Genomic DNA, 17,262 nt, shown 5'->3' on the forward strand with positions numbered 1-17,262 from the left:
ATCGGCAAGCGCTGGCAGCTCTCATATTGATAGCTTACTGCTGTAGCCAGTTCTTCACCCGCCGCTGCACGTGCGGCGGAATGCTACGTGCCACCGTGCGCAGCAGCGGCAGCGAGCGCAGCCAGGCCAGAGCCGTTACCGCGCCGGTCCGGGCCGCCTCGGCGGGCGTGGGATCGGGCAGGTATTGCGAGAGCGCGGCGGCGTCCAGAGGGGTTGCCTGAGGCGGCTGTGCGTGAGCAGGCGCGCCGGCCAGGTAGTCATGTGCGTAGCTCCAGTCATCGCCATCCTCCATGGCCAAGGCTGTTTGCGCCAGGGCAGGCGGGGTGGACGTGGCGAAGTGTTCCGCACGCAGCTGCGTGAAGAATGCCACCCAGCCCTTGCCGTCCTGCCCCCAGGGGCAGATCCAGCTCCAGGCCCGACCGGCGACGCGCTCGGCGAAGGCCCCGATGTCCGGCACGGCCACGGGCAGGCCGGCCTGCAGGGCGGCGCTCAGGGTGTAGCTGTAGGTTTCGGGCCACTGGGCCGGGAACCAGACGATGTCCGGCTGCAGCCACTGCAGCAAGCCGGGCAGGTCTTCCTCCCGGTACTCGCCATAGGTGGTCAGTCGCGCGCGCGGCTGGGTGCGTAGGTGGCGGTAGCTGTAGCCGAGCAGGTGGAATTCCACCGGCGCGCCCTGGCGGGCGGCTTCCAGCGCCGCGGCCTCCAGCACGTCGGCGCCCTTGATGGCGCTTAGGGCGCCGATCACGGCGACCTTGAGCGGGCGGCTGCCCTGCAGCGGCTGCGGGGCGGGTATGGGCAGGGCAGCACCCGGCGCGATGTCGGTGTGCGGCACGGCGCGCACGCGGGCGGCCGGGGCGAAGGCGGCGATGCGGCGCGCGGCGTCGTGGCTGGGGGCCAGCACCTGGCGCGCGCCGGCCAGCAGGCGGGCGTTGGCGCCGCGCCATTCGGCCACGCTGGCCACGCCGGGCAGCAACTGCGGCGCGGGCATGGTGGGGGTGCAGCAGGCGCACTGGCCGGGCGCGGGTTCGCCGGCGTAGCGGCCGTCGCTGCCGGTCAGCGTGATGTGGGTGCAATAACTGAAGTAGTCGTGCGCGGTGAAGTCGTAGGGCACGTCCAGCAGCGCAGGCATTTCGCGCACCTGCTGGCCGTGGCCCAGTAGGTGGTGGTAGTGCACGTGGCACACGCCCAGGGCGCGCAGCACGGCCAGCAGGTCGTCCCACTGGTCGGCCAGGCGGAAGGACAGCTCGAAGCCTTCGTTCTCGCCGGCCAGGCGCAGGATGACGCTGCCGCCCGGTGCGGGCGACAGGGTCAGGAACTGCGCCCGGCCCCGCAGGTGGGCCGCCAGCTCCCGTACATGGCGCACGGTGCCGCCAGCGCGGTCGTGCAGCACGGCCAGCACCACGGGTGGGCCTTCGCTCTGGATGCGGGCCGCGTCCAGGGCCAGGCGATAGGGACGGGCGGGGTCTTCCTGCACGAAGGCGTGCACGTCACGGGCATAGCCGGGGTGCAGGCGGGCCAGGGTGTCCATGGCGGCGCGCTCGCGCGGGCTCTTGCTGTCGCCGAAGCTCACGCCGCCGGTGTGCAGCACGAAGGTGTCCAGCAGGTGCAGGTTGCGCCAGCCGGCCTTGGCGGCGCGCTGGCAGAAGTCGTTTTCCTCACCGTAGCCCTTGCCGAAATTCTCCGTGTCGAACAGGCCGACGGCATCCAGGCAGTCGCGGCGGATGTACATGCAAAAGCCCACGCCGGTGGGCACGTCCACCACGGCGCCGGGGTTGGTGCGTGCGGCCAGTGCATCCAGGCGCGCCGTGTCCCAGCCCGGGGGCAGGGGGTTGTCTTCACAAAAGCGCGGGTAACTGCAGATGGTGGCGTTGGTGGACAAGGGCGTGACGCTGGCCACGCGCGCGTCGCCGTAGGCGGCGGCGCGGATGCGGTCCAGCCAGTCGTTGGCCACTTCGGTGTCGCTGTTGAGCAGCAGCACGTCGTTGGCCGGCGACAGCGCCATGCCGCGATTGACGGTGCCGACGAAGCCGAGGTTTTCTTCGTTCTCCAGCAGGGTGATCCGGTCATCCTGGGCGGCGCGCTGGCGCAGCCAGGCGGTGACCTCGGGCTCGGGGCTGCAATCGTTGATGACGATGAGGCGCCAGGGCGACTGCACCGGTGCGGCCAACACGGATTCGATGCACAGGCGCGTGTCATCCAGGCCGCGGTACACGGGAACGATGATGTCCACCGGGTGGCCGGGCGGCTGCATGGGCTGGGGGGCAGGCCGAGCGGCGGCGCGCAGGTGCTTGGGAGTGCGGCCCAGCAGGCGGTCGAGGGTCATCTTGGCATGCACCAGCGGGCGGGTGGCGCGGAATACGGTGGAGTTCTCGATGGTCTTGAGGTGGGCGGCGAGTTGGCCGTAGTCGCCCTGCAGGCGCGTCAGCTCGTGCTGCAGCCGCGTGGTGTCTCGCTGCAATTGCGCCGATTCGTCCTGGAAGCTGGCGCTTTGCCTGTGCAGCTGCGCATTGGCTGCCTGCACTTGCTGCAGCGTGTGCGACAGCTGGCCCAGCTGGTCCTGCTGCTGGGCATCGCGCTGCGCCAGCTGGCCTATATGGTCCTGCAGCGGCAAGACGGCCGACGACAGCGCCAGGTAGTCGGCCGACATGGGCCAGCCGATATCCACCTCCAGCACCGTGGCCTGCGCCAGCTGCTGCGCGGGGGCGGGCAGTTCGAACCACGGATCATCCCCGGTGAGCAGCAGCATCGTGGGTGAGGCCGCCGGGGCATGCCAGACGATCTGCTGGTGGGGCGTGGCGGCCAGCAGGGAGCGGCCGGCGTCCAGCGCGGCCCACTGCCAGAGCGGCTGGCCGGCACCGTCCAGCAGGCGCAGCGCGTGCAGGTGCACGAAGCCGGGGCGGTCGGCCGGGTCCAGGCGAATGGCGGTGATGGCGGCATCGCCCATGGGCAACTCGAAGCGCAGCGTCTGGCGCTCGCGGCCCATGGCGCCTGTGGCAGTGCGCTTGCCGTCTTCCGTGTAGCCCTGGCCGCGCGCAACGTACAGCTGCGCGGTGAACAGGGCCTGGGCGGGCTCGGTGTCGGGCGCGCCTTCCTGGCCGTGCGCGATGGCTTGGGCCACGGGCTGGGCCACGCCGATGAACTGGTAGGCCAGCGCATCGGGGGCGGCCAGCAGGTAGCGGGCCACGGCCGGGGGCAGCTCGTCGAAGCGAGCCTTGAATTCCGACTCGGGCAGCTCGCGGCGAATGGTCTCCAGCGACTGCACGGCCCAGCGCTGCTCGCCCAGGAAGCGCGCCAGCGAGCGGCGCGTGAAAAAGCGCAGGTGGGTGCGGTCCAGCAGTCCCTCCTCGCGGTAGCGGAATTCGCCTTGCAGCAGCTCGGCCACTAGGCCGGCATAGCCCGCGTTGGGCACCGACACCAGCAGCCGGCCGCTGCCGGGCTTGAGCAGCTCGCGGCAGGCGGCCAGCACGCGCTCGGGCGCGCGCAGATGCTCCAGCACGTCGGCGCAGACGATGCAGTCATAGTGCTGTGCGGGGAAGGTGGCCAGCAGGTCGCAGGCCTCCAGGTCGGCCACCACCACCTGGCGGTAGTGCGGGCGGGCGTGCTGCGCCTCGGCCTCGCTCCAGGTCAGGCCGTCGCTGGTGCAGCCGCGCGTTTCCTGCAGGTACTGGCCCAGGGCGCCGCTGCCGCAGCCCAGGTCCAGCACAGTGGCGCCGGGGGCGATCAGCTCGGCCAGCACCGATAGCGAGGTGCGCTCGCCGGGCCGGATGTTGCGCAGGTAGACGTGCAGGTCCTCGATGTTCTGTGTCATCCCGGAATTATCGGCGGGCGGCCGGGCCCGGCGCCGCTGCGACAATGGCGGGTTGATGCAAGCAGTTTCCTTCAGCGATGGCGGCCTGGTGGTGTCCGTGGTCAGCCATGGCCACGGCGCGGCCGTGCGTGCGCTGCTGCAAGACCTGGCCGCGCTGTGCGCCGGCAGCGTCACGCGGGTGGTGCTGACGCTGAACCAGTCGGGCGAATCGCTGCCTTTCCCTGAAGACCAGCCCTGGCCGTTTGCCCTGCAGCTGCGCCGCAACGCGCGGCCGCTGGGTTTTGGCGCCAACCACAACCGGGCGCTGGCGGGTGCGGACGAGGCCTTCGTGTGCGTGCTCAACCCCGATGTGCGGCTGCAATCTCAGGCGGGTGATGCCATGGCTGTGCTGATGGCCGTGGCATGCCGGCCGGGCGTCGGCTGCGCTTACCCCGTGCAGGTGGACGGCCAGGGCCGGGTGCAGGATAGCGAGCGCGCCCTGCCCACGCCCGCGGCGCTGTGGCGCCGGCGTGCGCTGGGCCGCGCCGATGTCCGCGTGGACTGGGTGAACGCCGCCTGCCTGGTGCTGCCGCGCGCGGCCTGGCAGGGGCTGGGCGGGTTCGACGAGCGCTACTACATGTATTGCGAGGACGTGGATCTGAGCCTGCGCCTGCGCCTGGCCGGCTGGCGCCTGGAGCGGGCGCCGGTCGCGGTGGTGCACGCCGGGCAGCGGGCCAGCCGCCGCAGCCTGGCCCACCTGGCCTGGCACCTGAGCAGCCTGCTGCGCCTGTGGTGCTCGCCCGTGTATCGGCGCGCCCGCACTTTGTTGCCACTGGATACGCAGACAGCAGATAGGATCGGCGCCCCATGATCTGGCTGTCCCTGGTTGCCTTTGCTGTCGCTGCGCTGTGCGCGGGCGTCATCATCCGCTGGTTGGGCGGACGCTCGGCCGCCTATGGCGAAGGCATGCCCCAGCGCTTTCACGTGGGCGAGGTGCCGCGCTTGGGCGGCGCTGCACTGCTGGCGGGTGTGCTGGCGAGCTGGCTGCTGGGCGTGTGGGAAACCACGCGTGCGGGAGACCCGGGCTCGCTGCGCCTGGGTCCGTGGGTATACGGCTGGGTGGCGGCGCTGCTGCCGGCTGCCCTGGGTGGCATTGCCGAGGACATGACCCAGCGCCTGTCGGTCCGCTACCGGCTGCTGCTGACGCTGGGCTCGGGGGCCCTGGCCATCGGACTGCTGAATCTGAGCGTGCCCCGGTTGGGAGTAGCGTCGCTGGACGCGCTGCTGCAGGCCGTGCCCTGGCTGGGCGCCGCCATCGTGCTGCTGGCTATTGCCGGGCTGCCGCACGCTTTCAACATCATCGACGGCTACAACGGCCTGGCCGGCATGGTGGCGCTCATCGTCTGCCTGGCGCTGGCGCACGTGTGCCTGCAGGTGGGCGACCGCAGCCTGGCCGCGCTGCTGGTGTGCGTGGCGGCGGCCACTGGCGGCTTCCTGGTTTGGAACTATCCGCGCGGGATGCTGTTCGCCGGCGACGGCGGGGCCTACATCTGGGGCGTGACGATCGCCCTGGCCAGCCTGTCGCTGGTGCAGCGCAACCAGGATGTGTCGCCCTGGTTCCCGATGCTGCTGCTGATCTACCCGGTGGCCGAGACCCTGTTTTCCATCTACCGCAAGCTGGCGCGGGGCGACTCGCCCGGTATGGCGGACGCGCTGCACTTTCACCAGCTGATCTACCGGCGCATCGTGCGCGGCGTGTTCCACGAGGACGAGGCGCGCCGCGTGCTCAAGCGCAACAACCGCACCGCCCCCTACCTGTGGGCGTTCACGCTGCTCACCGTGGTGCCGGCGGTGCTGTTTTGGCGCAACACGCCGGTGCTGATGGTGTTTTGCGCGCTGTTCGGCGTGGCCTACGTCACGGCCTACCTGGGCATCGTGCGCTTCAAGGTGCCGCCCTGGATGCGGTTCTGAAGCCGGCCAGCGCGGCCGGTGGGATGGGGCACAATTTGCCTTCCGTTTCCACTTGCAACCGACCCGCTCCGCCATGACCGACCTGCAATCCATAGCCCCGCGCGACAAGGCCGAGATCCTCGCCCAGGCGCTGCCCTACATCCGCCAGTTTCATGGCAAGACCATGGTCATCAAGTATGGCGGCAATGCCATGACCGATCCGGCGCTGCAGCAGGACTTCGCCGAGGACGTGGTGCTGCTCAAGCTGGTCGGCATGAACCCGGTGGTGGTGCACGGCGGTGGGCCGCAGATCGAACAGGCCTTGAAGCGCCTGGGCAAGAAGGGCGAGTTCGTGCAGGGCATGCGCGTGACCGACGCCGAGACCATGGAAGTTGTGGAATGGGTGCTGGCCGGCGAGGTGCAGCAGGACATCGTGGGCCTGATCAACCAGGCCGGCGGCAAGGCCGTGGGCCTGACCGGGCGCGACGGCGGCATGATCCGTGCGCGCAAGCTGCGCATGCTGGACCACAAGGACCCGGCCGTCGAGCACGACGTGGGGCAGGTCGGTGACATCGTGGCCATCGATCCCAGCGTGGTCAAGGCGCTGCAGGACGATGCCTTCATCCCCGTGGTCAGTCCCATCGGCTTTGGCGAGGACAACGAGAGCTACAACATCAACGCCGATGTGGTGGCCAGCCGCCTGGCCACCGTGCTGCAGGCGGAAAAGCTGGTGATGCTGACCAACATCCCCGGCGTGCTGGACAAGGCCGGCCAGCTGCTGCCCGAGCTCACCCCCCAGCAGATCGACGACCTGATCGCCGACGGCACCATCTCCGGCGGCATGCTGCCCAAGCTGGCTGGCGCCATCGACGCCGCCAAGGCGGGCGTGAACGCCGTGCACATCGTCGATGGCCGCGTGCCGCACTCCATGCTGTTGGAAATCCTGACCGACCAGGCCTACGGCACCATGATCCGCAGCCAGTAACGGCTGCCTTCACGCCCCCGGCGGCGCCCCGCGGCGCGCCGCCATTTCATAGGCAAAAGTGGCTACAGCGCCCGCCAGTCAAGCGCTGGCAGCTTTGCCTTTGGTAGCAACGGGCCGCGCCGGCCCCTGACGACGCTCTTCATGTCCGATACGCAGACCCTCGCCCCCGACGCAACCCCCGGCGCCGCCGAGCAGCCGCGCCGCCGCCCGCGCCCCGGCGAGCGGCGCGAGCAGATCCTGCAGACCCTGGCCGCCATGCTGGAGCAGCCCGGCGCCGAGCGCATTACCACCGCCGCGCTGGCGCGCCAGCTGGGCTTCAGCGAGGCGGCGCTGTACCGCCACTTCGCCAGCAAGGCGCAGATGTTCGAGGGGCTGATCGATTTCATCGAGACCAGCGTCTTCACCCTGGTGCGCCAGATCGCCGCGCTGGAGGAGGGGCAGGGGGCCGAGGACGGCGCGCGCCGTGCCGCGCGCATCGTGGCCATGGTGCTGCAATTCGGCGAGCGCAACCCCGGCATGGTGCGGGTGATGGTGGGCGACGCCCTGGTGCTGGAGCACGAGCGGCTGCAGCAGCGCATGAACCTGTTCTTCGACAAGCTGGAGGCCAGCCTGCGCCAGTGCCTGCGCGGCGCACTGCAGGTGGGCGGCGATGCCGCGCCCACGGCCGCCGCCCAGGTGCGAGCTGCCCTGATGGTGGACTTGCTGCGCGGGCGCCTGCAGCGCTATGCGCGCACCGGCTTCAAGCGCCAGCCCACCGAGCAGCTGGAGGCGACGCTGGCGCTGCTGGCCTGAGCGTCGGCCGGGTTTTAGGGGTTTACCCCTAAAGATCTGCCGGCAGGGCATGCCGGCTGGTCAGGGAGGCGGCTTTTGTGCAAAATAGCACGATCGTTCGTTTTGTTTTTTCCATGCCCGCCTCCTCGCCTTCCACCTCCCCCTCGGCTGCCAAGCCGGCCGCCCGCGCGTCGCGGCGCGACGGCCGCGCGCTGCACAAGGGTCAGCAGACCAAGGCTGCGATCATCGACGCGGCCCTGGGCCTGGCCACGCACATCGGACTGGAGGGCCTGTCCATCGGTGCGCTGGCCGACGTGACGGGCATGAGCAAGTCTGGTGTGTTCGCCCACTTCGGCTCGCGCGAGGAACTGCAGATCTCCGTGGTACGCGAATACCACCAGCGCTTCGAGCAGGAGGTGTTCTACCCGGCCATGGCCGAGGAGCGCGGTCTGCCGCGCCTGCGCGCCCTGTTCGCCAACTGGATGCAGCGCACCTCCATGGAGATCGACTCGGGCTGCATCTACATCAGTGGCGCCGTCGAGTTCGACGACCGCGAGGGCCCCGTGCGCGACGCGCTCGCCGGCTCGGTGCTGACCTGGATGGCGGCCATGAAGCGCGCCATCCAGCAGTGCAAGGAATGCGGCCAGCTGCAGGCCGGTGTGGACGAGGAGCAGATGCTGTTCGAGATCCACGGCCTGATCCTGGCGCTGCACTACGAGGCGCGCTTTCTGAAGACGCCCGGCTCCATCGGCCGCGCCACCACCGGTTTCGACAACATCCTGGCCCGCTACGCGGCCTGAGCCTTCTTCTTCACCCTTTTCGTTTCAACACCGATTTTTTCCAGGAGCCACCAGCATGCCCATCTACACGCCCCCGCTGCGCGACATGCAATTCGTTCTGCATGAAGTGTTCAAGGTCACCGACGAGTTCAAGGCCATGCCGGCGCATGCCGAGGTGGACGCGGACACCATCAATGCCGTGCTGGAAGAGGCTGGCAAGTTCGCCGCCGGCGTGGCCTTCCCGCTGAACATCAGCGGTGACACCGAGGGCTGCAAGCTCGACACCGCGACGCACGAGGTCACGCCGCCGAAGGGCTTCAAGGAGGCCTACCGCCAATACGTGGAAGGCGGCTGGCCGGCGCTGTCGTGCGACCCGGAGTACGGCGGCCAGGGCCTCCCGCACACGGTGAACCAGTGCCTGTACGAAATGCTCAACAGCGCCAATCAGGCCTGGACCATGTACCCCGGCCTGTCGCACGGCGCCTACGAGGCGCTGCTGGCGCACGGCACCGACGAGCAGAAGAAGACCTACCTGCCCAAGCTGGTCAGCGGCGAGTGGACCGGCACCATGTGCCTGACGGAGCCGCACTGCGGCACCGATCTGGGCATGCTGCGCACCAAAGCCGAGCCCCAGGGCGACGGCACCTACAAGCTCACCGGCAACAAGATCTTCATCAGCGCCGGCGAGCACGACTTCACCGAGAACATCGTGCACCTGGTGCTGGCCCGCCTGCCCGACGCGCCCAAGGGCAGCAAGGGCATCAGCCTGTTCGTGGTGCCCAAGTTCAAGGTGAACGCCGACGGCTCGCTGGGCGAGCGCAACCCGATCTTCTGCACCGGCCTGGAGCACAAGATGGGCATCCACGGCAACGCCACGGCGCAGATCGCCATCGACGGCGCCACGGGCACCCTGGTGGGCGAGCCCAACAAGGGCCTGGCAGCCATGTTCGTGATGATGAACGCCGCCCGCCTGGGCGTGGGCAACCAGTCGCTGGGCCTGACCGAAGTGGCCTTCCAGAACGCCCTGGCCTACGCCAAGGACCGCATCCAGATGCGCAGCCTGTCGGGCAAGAAGGCGCCGGACAAGGAAGCCGACCCCATCATCGTGCACCCCGACGTGCGCAAGATGCTGCTCACCGCCAAGGCCTACGCCGAAGGCGCGCGCGCTCTGCAGGTGTTCTGCACCCTGCTGCTGGACAAGGCCCACGGCCACCCCGACGAGAAGGTGCGCAAGGACTCGGACGAGCTGGTTGCGCTGCTGACCCCCATCGTCAAAGCCTTCGTGACCGACAACGGCCACGTGGCCACCAACGCCTGCATGCAGGTCTTCGGCGGCCATGGCTTCATCAAGGAATGGGGCATGGAGCAGTTCGTGCGCGACAACCGCATCAACATGATCTACGAGGGCACCAACACCATCCAGTCGCTGGACCTGCTGGGCCGCAAGGTGCTGGGCAACAACGGCGCCACGCTCAAGAAGTTCGGCAAGCTGGTCGGCCAGCTGGTGGCCGAGGAAGGCGTGAACGAGAAGATGGCCGAGTTCATCAACCCCATCGCCTACCTGGGCGACCAGATGACCAAGTTCACCACGGAGATCGGATTCCGGGGCTTTCAGAACCCCGACGAGGTGGGCGCCGCCGCCGTGGACTACCTGCGCGTGGCCGGCCACCTGGTGTTCGGCTACCTGTTCGCCCGCATGGCCCAGGTGGCGCTGCGCGAGATCGCGGCCGGCAACACCGACCCGTTCTACGTGGCCAAGCTGCAGACGGCGCGCTTCTACTTCGCCAAGCTGTTCCCCGAGACGGCCACGCTGATGCGCACCGCGCGCGCCGGCTCCAAGGTGCTGATGGACACCGACGCCGCGCTGGCGTAAGCCGCCATGGCCGCCCTTGCCGCTGGCGGGGGCGCGCCTTCCTCTTCTATTTTCAAGCCTTTTTGCCCTGGAGCCCTTATGAGACAAGCGCTAGCAGCTATCTTTATCGTAGCAATCGCCGCCCCTGCATGGGCCCAGATGAGTCCCGTGGGCCTGTGGCGCAGCGTGGATGACAAGACCGGCGAGGCCAAGTCCGAGATCCGCATCAGCGATAACGGCGGCGTGCTGGAAGGCCGCATCGAAAAACTGCTGCGCAAGGACGCCGACCCGGCCGCCAAGTGCGTGGAGTGCAAGGACGAGCTGAAGGACCAGCCCATGGTCGGCCTGCCCATCATCCGCGGCGCCAAGAAGGCCGAGGGCAAGGACGTGTGGGAGGGGGGCAAGATCCTCGACCCCGAGAACGGCAAGTTCTACACCCTGCGCCTGACACCCGTGGAGGGCGGCAGCAAGCTCGAAGTGCGCGGCTCCATCGGCCCCTTCGGCCGCACCCAGACCTGGCAACGCGTCAACTAACCCCCCCCGAAGCGCCTGCGGCGCCTCCCCCGAGGGGGCGCACCCAGCGGACCGGCGAAGCCGGATCCGCGGGTGCACTGGCAGGTCGGCGCTGTGTGGTGAACCGACTAGGAATATTTGAATGTCCCGTTTCAACGTGAGAAAAGTCGCCGTGCTCGGCGCAGGCGTGATGGGCGCGCAGATCGCCGCGCATCTCGTCAACGTGAAGGTGCCGGTGGTGCTGTTCGACCTGCCTGATAGGCAAGGTCCCAAGAACGGCATCGTCACCCGCGCCATCGCCAACCTGAAGAAGCTCAAGCCCTCACCCCTGGGCGTGGCGGGTGACGCCGAGCTGATCCAGGCGGCCAACTACGAAGAGCACATGCACCTGCTCAAGGACTGCGACCTGGTGATCGAGGCGATCGCCGAGCGCATGGACTGGAAGCAGGACCTGTACCACAAGATCGCGCCCCACGTCGCCAAGCACGCCATCCTGGCGAGCAACACCTCGGGCCTGTCCATCACCCAACTGTCCGAGGCGCTGCCTGAAGCGCTGCGCCCGCGCTTTTGCGGCATCCACTTCTTCAACCCGCCGCGCTACATGGTGCTGGTGGAGCTGATCAACACCCCGGCCACCGAGCCGCAGGTGCTGGACCAGCTGGAGGCCTTCGTCACCACCGGCTTAGGAAAAGGCGTGGTGCGCGCGCACGACACGCCCAACTTCATCGCCAACCGCGTGGGCATCGCCGGCATGCTGTCCACCATGAAGGAGGTCGAGAACTTCGGCCTGACCTTCGACGTGGTGGACGACCTCACCGGCAAGAAACTGGGCCGCGCCTCCAGCGGCACCTTCCGCACCGCCGACGTGGTGGGCCTGGACACCATGGCCCACGTCATCAAGACGCTGCAGGACAACCTCAGCGTGGAAACCGACCCGTTCTACGGCAGCTTCGGCACGCCCGCGGTCCTCAGCAAGCTCATCGAGCTGGGCCACCTGGGGCAGAAGGCCAAGGCCGGCTTCTACAAGAAGGTGGGCCGCGACATCCTGCGCTTCGAGCTGGAGAGCGAGGAATACGTGCCCGCCGGCCAGAAGGCCGACGAGGTCTACGGCCGCATGCTGAAGAAGCCCGCGGCCGAGCGCCTGAAACTTCTGCGCAACTCGCAAGGCGCACAGGGCCGGTTCCTGTGGGCCATCCTGCGCAACAGTTTTCACTACGCAGCCGTGCACCTCGCCACGATTGCCGATACGGCACGCGATGTGGACCAGGCCATGCGCTGGGGCTTCGGCATGAAGCAGGGCCCCTTCGAGCTGTGGCAGGAAGCCGGCTGGCTGGAAGTGGCGCAGATGATCCAGGAGGACATCGACGCCGGCAAGGCACTGTCCAAGGCGCCGCTGCCCGAGTGGGTCTTCAAGGGCCCCGTGGCCGAGGCGGGCGGCGTACACACGGCGCAGGGCTCGTGGAGCGCGCGCAGCGCCAAATTCGTGCCGCGCCGCCAGCTGCCGGTGTATGAGCGCCAGTACTTCCCCGAAAAGCTGCTGGGCGAGGACAACCTGCCCGACTGGCGCACGGCAGGCACCACCATCAGCAACACCGACGCGCTGCGCATCTGGACGCTGGACAAGGATGTCTGCCCCTCCGGTGGGCGGGTGCTGATCGCCAGCATCCAGAGCAAGATGCACGCCATCAGCCCGGACGTGATGGAGGGCCTGGTGGAGGCCGTCGAACTGGCCGAGCGCGAGTACGAGGGCCTGGTGATCTGGTCCGGCGACGCGCCTTTTAGCGTGGGCGCCGACCTGCAGGCCACCATGCCCGCCTACGTGGTGGCCGGCATCGGCGCCATCGAAGGCGTGGAGCAGGAGCTGCAGAACCTCATGCTGCGCCTGCGCTACGCCCAGGTGCCGGTGATCTCCGCCATCCACGGCATGGCGCTGGGCGGCGGCTGCGAGCTGGCCATCCACAGCGCGCGCCGTGTGGCCCACATGGAAAGCTACATCGGCCTGGTCGAAGTGGGCGTGGGCCTGGTGCCCGGCGCCGGCGGCCTGACCTACATCGCCCGCCGCGCGGCCGAGAACGCCGCCGCCAGCACCGGCAAGGACCTGCTGCCCTTCCTGACCGAGGGCTTCTCCGCCGCCGCCATGGCCAAGGTGGGCACCAGCGCCATCGAGTCCAGGAAACTGGGCTACCTGCTGGATTCCGACCTCATCGTGCCGCACAAGGACGAGGTGCTGTTCGTCGCCATCAACGAGGCCCGCGCCATGGCCGCCGGCGGCTGGCGCGCACCCATGAAGCGCCTGTTCCCCGTGGCCGGGCGCAGCGGCATCGCCACCATCCGCGGCCAGCTGGTCAACATGCGCGACGGCGGCTTCATCAGCGAGCACGACCAGCACATCGCCACCCTCATCGCCGAGGTGGTCTGCGGCGGCGACGTGGACGCCGGCACGCTGGTCAGCGAGGAATACCTGATGGCGCTGGAGCGCAAGGCCTTCTGCGCCCTGATCGAGCACCCCAAGACGCAGGAACGCATCCTGGGCATGCTGAGCACCGGCAAGCCGGTCCGCAACTAAAGGCGTCGCACAAGGGAAGACACAGACATGAAACAGATTCAAGACGCCTACATCGTCGCCGCCACGCGCACGCCCATCGGGCGTTCACACAAGGGCTTTTTCCGCAACTACCGGCCCGACGACCTGCTGGCCACCACGCTGCGCGCCGCGCTGGCCCAGGCCCCGGGGCTGGATCCGGCCGCCATCGAGGACATCATCTGCGGCTGCGCCATCCCCGAGGCCCAGCAGGGCCTGAACGTGGCGCGCATCGGCGCCGTGCTGGCGGGCCTGCCCACCAGCGTGGGCGGCATCACCGTCAACCGCTTCTGCGCCTCGGGCCTGTCGGCCGTGGCCATGGCGGCCGACCGCATCCGCGTGGGCGAGGCCGACGTGATGATCGCCGCCGGCGTGGAGAGCATGAGCATGGTGCCCATGATGGGCAACGCGCCCAGCCTGTCGCCCAGCATCTTCGAGCGTGACGGCGACGTGGGCATCGCCTACGGCATGGGCCTGACGGCCGAGAAGGTGGCGCAGCAGTGGAAGGTCTCGCGCGAGGCGCAGGACGCCTTTGCGCTGGAGTCGCACCGCCGCGCCATCGCCGCGCAGCAGGCCGGCGAGTTCAAGGACGAGATCACCCCCATCGAGGTGACCGACCGCACGGCCGACCTGGAGACCGGCGAGTCCGTGGCCCGCCGCCGCACCGTCGACCTGGACGAGGGCGCCCGCCCCGATACCAGCCTGGAGGGCCTGGCCAAGCTGCGCACGGTGTTCGCCGCCCGCGGCACGGTGACGGCCGGCAACAGCTCGCAGACCAGCGACGGCGCCGGCGCGCTGATCCTGGCCAGCGAGGCCGCCGTCAAGCGCTTCGGCTTGACGCCCCTGGCGCGCTTCGTCAGCTACGCCAGCCGCGGCGTGCCGCCGGCCATCATGGGCATCGGCCCCATCGAGGCCATCCCCGCCGCGCTGCGCTACGCCGGCCTCAAGCAAGAGGACATCGGCTGGTACGAGCTGAACGAGGCCTTCGCCGCGCAGTCGCTGGCCGTCATCAACACGCTGGGGCTGGAGGCGTCCAAGGTCAACCCCATGGGCGGCGCCATCGCCCTGGGCCACCCGCTGGGCGCCACCGGCGCCATCCGCTCGGCCACCGTGGTGCATGCGCTGCGCCGCAAGCAGCTCAAGTACGGCATGGTCACCATGTGCGTCGGCATGGGCCAGGGCGCGGCCGGCATCTTCGAGCGCGTCTGAGCGCCGCGCAGGCGCTGCCTGCCGCAGGGGCCGCAGCGCCCCTGCGCGCGCCTCCCGCCGCCTGGAAGTAAGAGCCAGATTGGCCTCCAGGCCGCACCAGGCAAGCGCGGGCAGCTATCAAATTCGAAAACACAAGAACGATGGCCGCCCCAGCGGCCCAGGAGACACGGATGCAGCAGCTCACCCTGCCGGCCGACGACGGCGTTTCCCTGGCCCTGCGCCGCTACGCGCCGCCGCCCGGCGGGGCGGCGCGCGGCAGCGTGGTCATCGGCGGCGCGTTCGGCGTGCCGCAATCCTTCTACGGCCCCTTCGCGCAGTGGCTGGCGGGGCGGGGCTGGGCCGTCACCACCTTCGACTACCGCGGCCAGGGCGCCTCGCTGCAGGGCCGCGTGCGCGACGTGCGCGCCGACCTGGCGGACTGGGCGCGCGACTACGACAGCGTGATCGCCCATGCCGCCGGGCAGCTGCCCGGCCAGCCCCTGTACCTGATCGGCCACAGTCTGGGCGCGCAGCTGCCGGGGCTGCTGCGCCAGCAGGCGCAGGTGCACGGCCTGCTGAGCGTGGCCGCCGGCAGCGGCTACTGGCGCGAGAACGCGCCGCGCATCCGCCCGGCCATGCCGTTCTTCTGGCACGTGCTGGTGCCGCTGGCGGTGCGGCTGTGCGGCTACTTTCCGGGCAGACGCCTGGGCGCCGTGGGCGACCTGCCGGCCGGCGTGGCGTTGCAGTGGCGCCGCTGGTGCCTGCACCCGCGCTACAGCGTGGGCGCCGAGGGCGAGAGCGCCCAGCGCAGCTATGGCGCCGTGCGCTTTCCCATCCACGCCTGGAGCATGACGGACGACGAGCTGATGACGCTGGCCGGCACCGAGGCGCTGGTCGGCCTGTACGCCGGCGCGCCGCGGCAGATCGAGCGCATCGCCCCGCAGGACGCGCAGGCGCCGCGCATCGGGCACTTCGGCTTCTTCCGCGACCGCTTCGCCGCCACGCTGTGGCCGCGCGCCGCGCAGCAGCTGGCGCGCTTCGGCGTCGCCGGCACGACGGCGGCCTGAGCGCAATCCAGGCACACTCGGGCGCACCATGACCGACACCACCCCGACCCCCCACGCCGTCCATCCGCTGGACGATGCCCTGCAGCTGCAGGCTCAGCCGCAGGCGCCGGGCCGCTACACCGGCCGCAGCACGCCCGCCTACTGGAACATGGTGGGGCCGTTCGGCGGCGTCACGGCCGCCACGCTGGTGGCGGCGGTGCTGCGCCACCCCGAGGCGCTGGGCGAGCCGCTGTCGCTGACCGTGAACTACGCCGCCGCCATCGGCGAGGGCGAGTTCACCGTGCAGGCCGTGCCGGTGCGCACCAACCGCTCCACCCAGCACTGGACGGTGAGCGTGCTGCAGGCGCCCGCCGGCGGCGGCGAGCCCCTGGTGACCACCACGGCCACCCTGGTCACCGCCGTGCGGCGCGAGACCTGGAGCGCCGCCGACACACCCCTGCCCGCCGTGCCCGGGCCGCAGCAGTGCGAGCGCATCGGCGCCATGTTCCCGGTGCAATGGCTGCAGCGCTACGAGATGCGCCCGGTCAGCGGCACGCTGCCCGGCCAGTGGGACGGAAGCGAGGCCGACAGCCAGTCGCAGCTGTGGCTGCGCGACGCGCCGGCGCGGCCGCTGGACTTTCCCGCGCTGGCCGCCATGGCCGACATCTTCTTTCCCCGCGTGTGGCTGCGCCGCGCGCGCCAGGTGCCCGCGGGCACCGTCTCCATCACCGTGTACTTCCATGCCGGCGCCGAGCTGCTGGCGCGCACTGGCACGGGCTACGTGCTCGGCCAGGCGCGCGCGCAGGAGTTCCGCAACGGCTTTTTCGACCAGACCGCCCAGCTGTGGAGCGAGGCCGGCGCGCTGCTGGCCACCAGCCACCAGATCGTCTACTACAAGGAGTGACCCCCATGAGCAGCAGCCCCCAGGACATCCTGGTGCACACCGAAGCCGGCGTGACCACCATCACCTTCAACCGCGCGGACAAGAAGAACTCCCTGACCGAGGCCATGTACGCCACCATGGCCGACGCGCTGGCCCAGGCCGAGTCCGACGCCGCCGTGCGCTGCGTGGTCTTCCAGGGCGACCTGGCCATCTTCAGCGCCGGCAACGACATCAACGACTTCCTGCGCCAGTCCGCCGGCGGCGCCGCGTCGGACGACGCCAGCCGCCCGGTGTGGCGCTTCCTGGAGACGCTGGCGGCCTTCCCCAAGCCCATCGTGGCGGCGGTCTGCGGTCCGGCCGTGGGCATCGGCACCACCATGCTGCTGCACTGCGACCTGGTCTACGCCGGCGACAACGCCGCCTTCTCGCTGCCCTTCGTGAACCTGGGGCTGTGCCCGGAGGCGGCCTCCAGCCTGCTGCTGCCGCAGATGCTGGGCTACCACCGCGCGGCCGAGGCGCTGATGCTGGGCGAGCCCTTCCTGGCCGAGGCGGCGCTGGAGGTCGGCCTGGTCAACCGCGTGGTGCCGCCCTCGGAGTGCAACCTGGTGGCGCAGACCCAGGCGAAGAAGCTGGCGGCCAAGCCGCTGTCGGCGCTGATCGAGACCAAGCGCCTGCTCAAGGCCGGCCAGGCCACGCAGGTGCGCGAGCGCATGCGCGAGGAGGGCGCCAGCTTCGCCCGCCTGATGGGCGGCCCGGCAGCCCGCGAGGCGTTCTCCGCATTCATGCAAAAGCGGCACCCGGATTTCAGCCAGTGCTGAAATCCGCGGCCAGCGCAGCGGGCCGGCGCTGCGCAGCAGCGGAGCGGCTTTCGCCAAAAGCGGCACCCGGATTTCAGCCAGTGCTGAAATCCGCGGCCAGCGCAGCGGG

At 69.9% G+C, this 17,262-nt stretch carries 13 protein-coding genes; 12 read left to right on the forward strand and 1 reads right to left on the reverse strand.

Going from position 1 to position 17,262, the window contains the following annotated elements; translation table 11 throughout:
- Window positions 1-34 precede the first annotated feature (34 nt).
- Window positions 35-3,808, reverse strand: coding sequence for a methyltransferase domain-containing protein (locus RT282_RS03210; RefSeq protein WP_313311741.1), 3,774 nt, complete (start codon window positions 3,806-3,808; stop codon window positions 35-37).
- A 55-nt stretch (window positions 3,809-3,863) separates the two neighbouring features.
- Here RT282_RS03210 and RT282_RS03215 point away from each other — a divergent pair, with 55 nt between their 5' ends.
- From RT282_RS03215 to RT282_RS03270, 12 genes are all read left to right on the forward strand, one after another.
- The gene (locus RT282_RS03215; RefSeq protein ID WP_313311743.1) at window positions 3,864-4,658 is read left to right on the forward strand and encodes a glycosyltransferase; all 795 of its coding nucleotides are present in this window, start codon (window positions 3,864-3,866) and stop codon (window positions 4,656-4,658) included.
- Window positions 4,655-5,758 carry a glycosyltransferase gene (locus RT282_RS03220; RefSeq protein ID WP_313311745.1) on the forward strand — a complete coding sequence of 368 codons (1,104 nt, stop codon included), beginning with the start codon at window positions 4,655-4,657 and terminating at the stop codon, window positions 5,756-5,758. Before RT282_RS03215 ends, RT282_RS03220 begins: the two co-directional genes overlap by 4 nt.
- Window positions 5,759-5,831: 73 nt before the next feature.
- Window positions 5,832-6,722, forward strand: coding sequence for an acetylglutamate kinase (gene argB / locus RT282_RS03225; protein WP_313080205.1), 891 nt, complete (start codon window positions 5,832-5,834; stop codon window positions 6,720-6,722).
- A 141-nt stretch (window positions 6,723-6,863) separates the two neighbouring features.
- A complete protein-coding gene (slmA, locus tag RT282_RS03230) occupies window positions 6,864-7,514 on the forward strand; it encodes a nucleoid occlusion factor SlmA (RefSeq protein WP_313311746.1) in 651 nt (216 codons plus the stop codon).
- A 113-nt stretch (window positions 7,515-7,627) separates the two neighbouring features.
- Window positions 7,628-8,293 (forward strand): TetR/AcrR family transcriptional regulator, encoded by a 666-nt coding sequence (locus RT282_RS03235; protein ID WP_312306521.1) that lies wholly within the window; start codon window positions 7,628-7,630, stop codon window positions 8,291-8,293.
- A 55-nt stretch (window positions 8,294-8,348) separates the two neighbouring features.
- Entirely contained in the window at window positions 8,349-10,145 is a 1,797-nt protein-coding gene (locus RT282_RS03240) for an acyl-CoA dehydrogenase C-terminal domain-containing protein (protein ID WP_313311751.1), read from the forward strand.
- Between the two features lie 78 nt (window positions 10,146-10,223).
- Complete coding sequence (locus RT282_RS03245) at window positions 10,224-10,658, forward strand: DUF2147 domain-containing protein (protein ID WP_312306519.1); 435 nt, start codon at window positions 10,224-10,226, stop codon at window positions 10,656-10,658.
- 121 nt (window positions 10,659-10,779) lie between these two features.
- A complete protein-coding gene (locus RT282_RS03250; RefSeq protein WP_313311752.1) occupies window positions 10,780-13,203 on the forward strand; it encodes a 3-hydroxyacyl-CoA dehydrogenase NAD-binding domain-containing protein in 2,424 nt (807 codons plus the stop codon).
- A gap of 27 nt (window positions 13,204-13,230) precedes the next feature.
- Window positions 13,231-14,427, forward strand: coding sequence for an acetyl-CoA C-acyltransferase (locus RT282_RS03255; protein ID WP_313311753.1), 1,197 nt, complete (start codon window positions 13,231-13,233; stop codon window positions 14,425-14,427).
- Between the two features lie 170 nt (window positions 14,428-14,597).
- Window positions 14,598-15,473 (forward strand): serine aminopeptidase domain-containing protein, encoded by an 876-nt coding sequence (locus RT282_RS03260; protein ID WP_313311754.1) that lies wholly within the window; start codon window positions 14,598-14,600, stop codon window positions 15,471-15,473.
- Between the two features lie 28 nt (window positions 15,474-15,501).
- Window positions 15,502-16,356 carry a thioesterase family protein gene (locus tag RT282_RS03265; protein WP_313311755.1) on the forward strand — a complete coding sequence of 285 codons (855 nt, stop codon included), beginning with the start codon at window positions 15,502-15,504 and terminating at the stop codon, window positions 16,354-16,356.
- A gap of 5 nt (window positions 16,357-16,361) precedes the next feature.
- Window positions 16,362-17,153, forward strand: coding sequence for an enoyl-CoA hydratase (locus RT282_RS03270; protein WP_312306511.1), 792 nt, complete (start codon window positions 16,362-16,364; stop codon window positions 17,151-17,153).
- Window positions 17,154-17,262 lie beyond the last annotated feature (109 nt).

This window comes from Pulveribacter sp. (genome assembly GCF_032079985.1).
GTDB lineage: Bacteria > Pseudomonadota > Gammaproteobacteria > Burkholderiales > Burkholderiaceae_C > Melaminivora.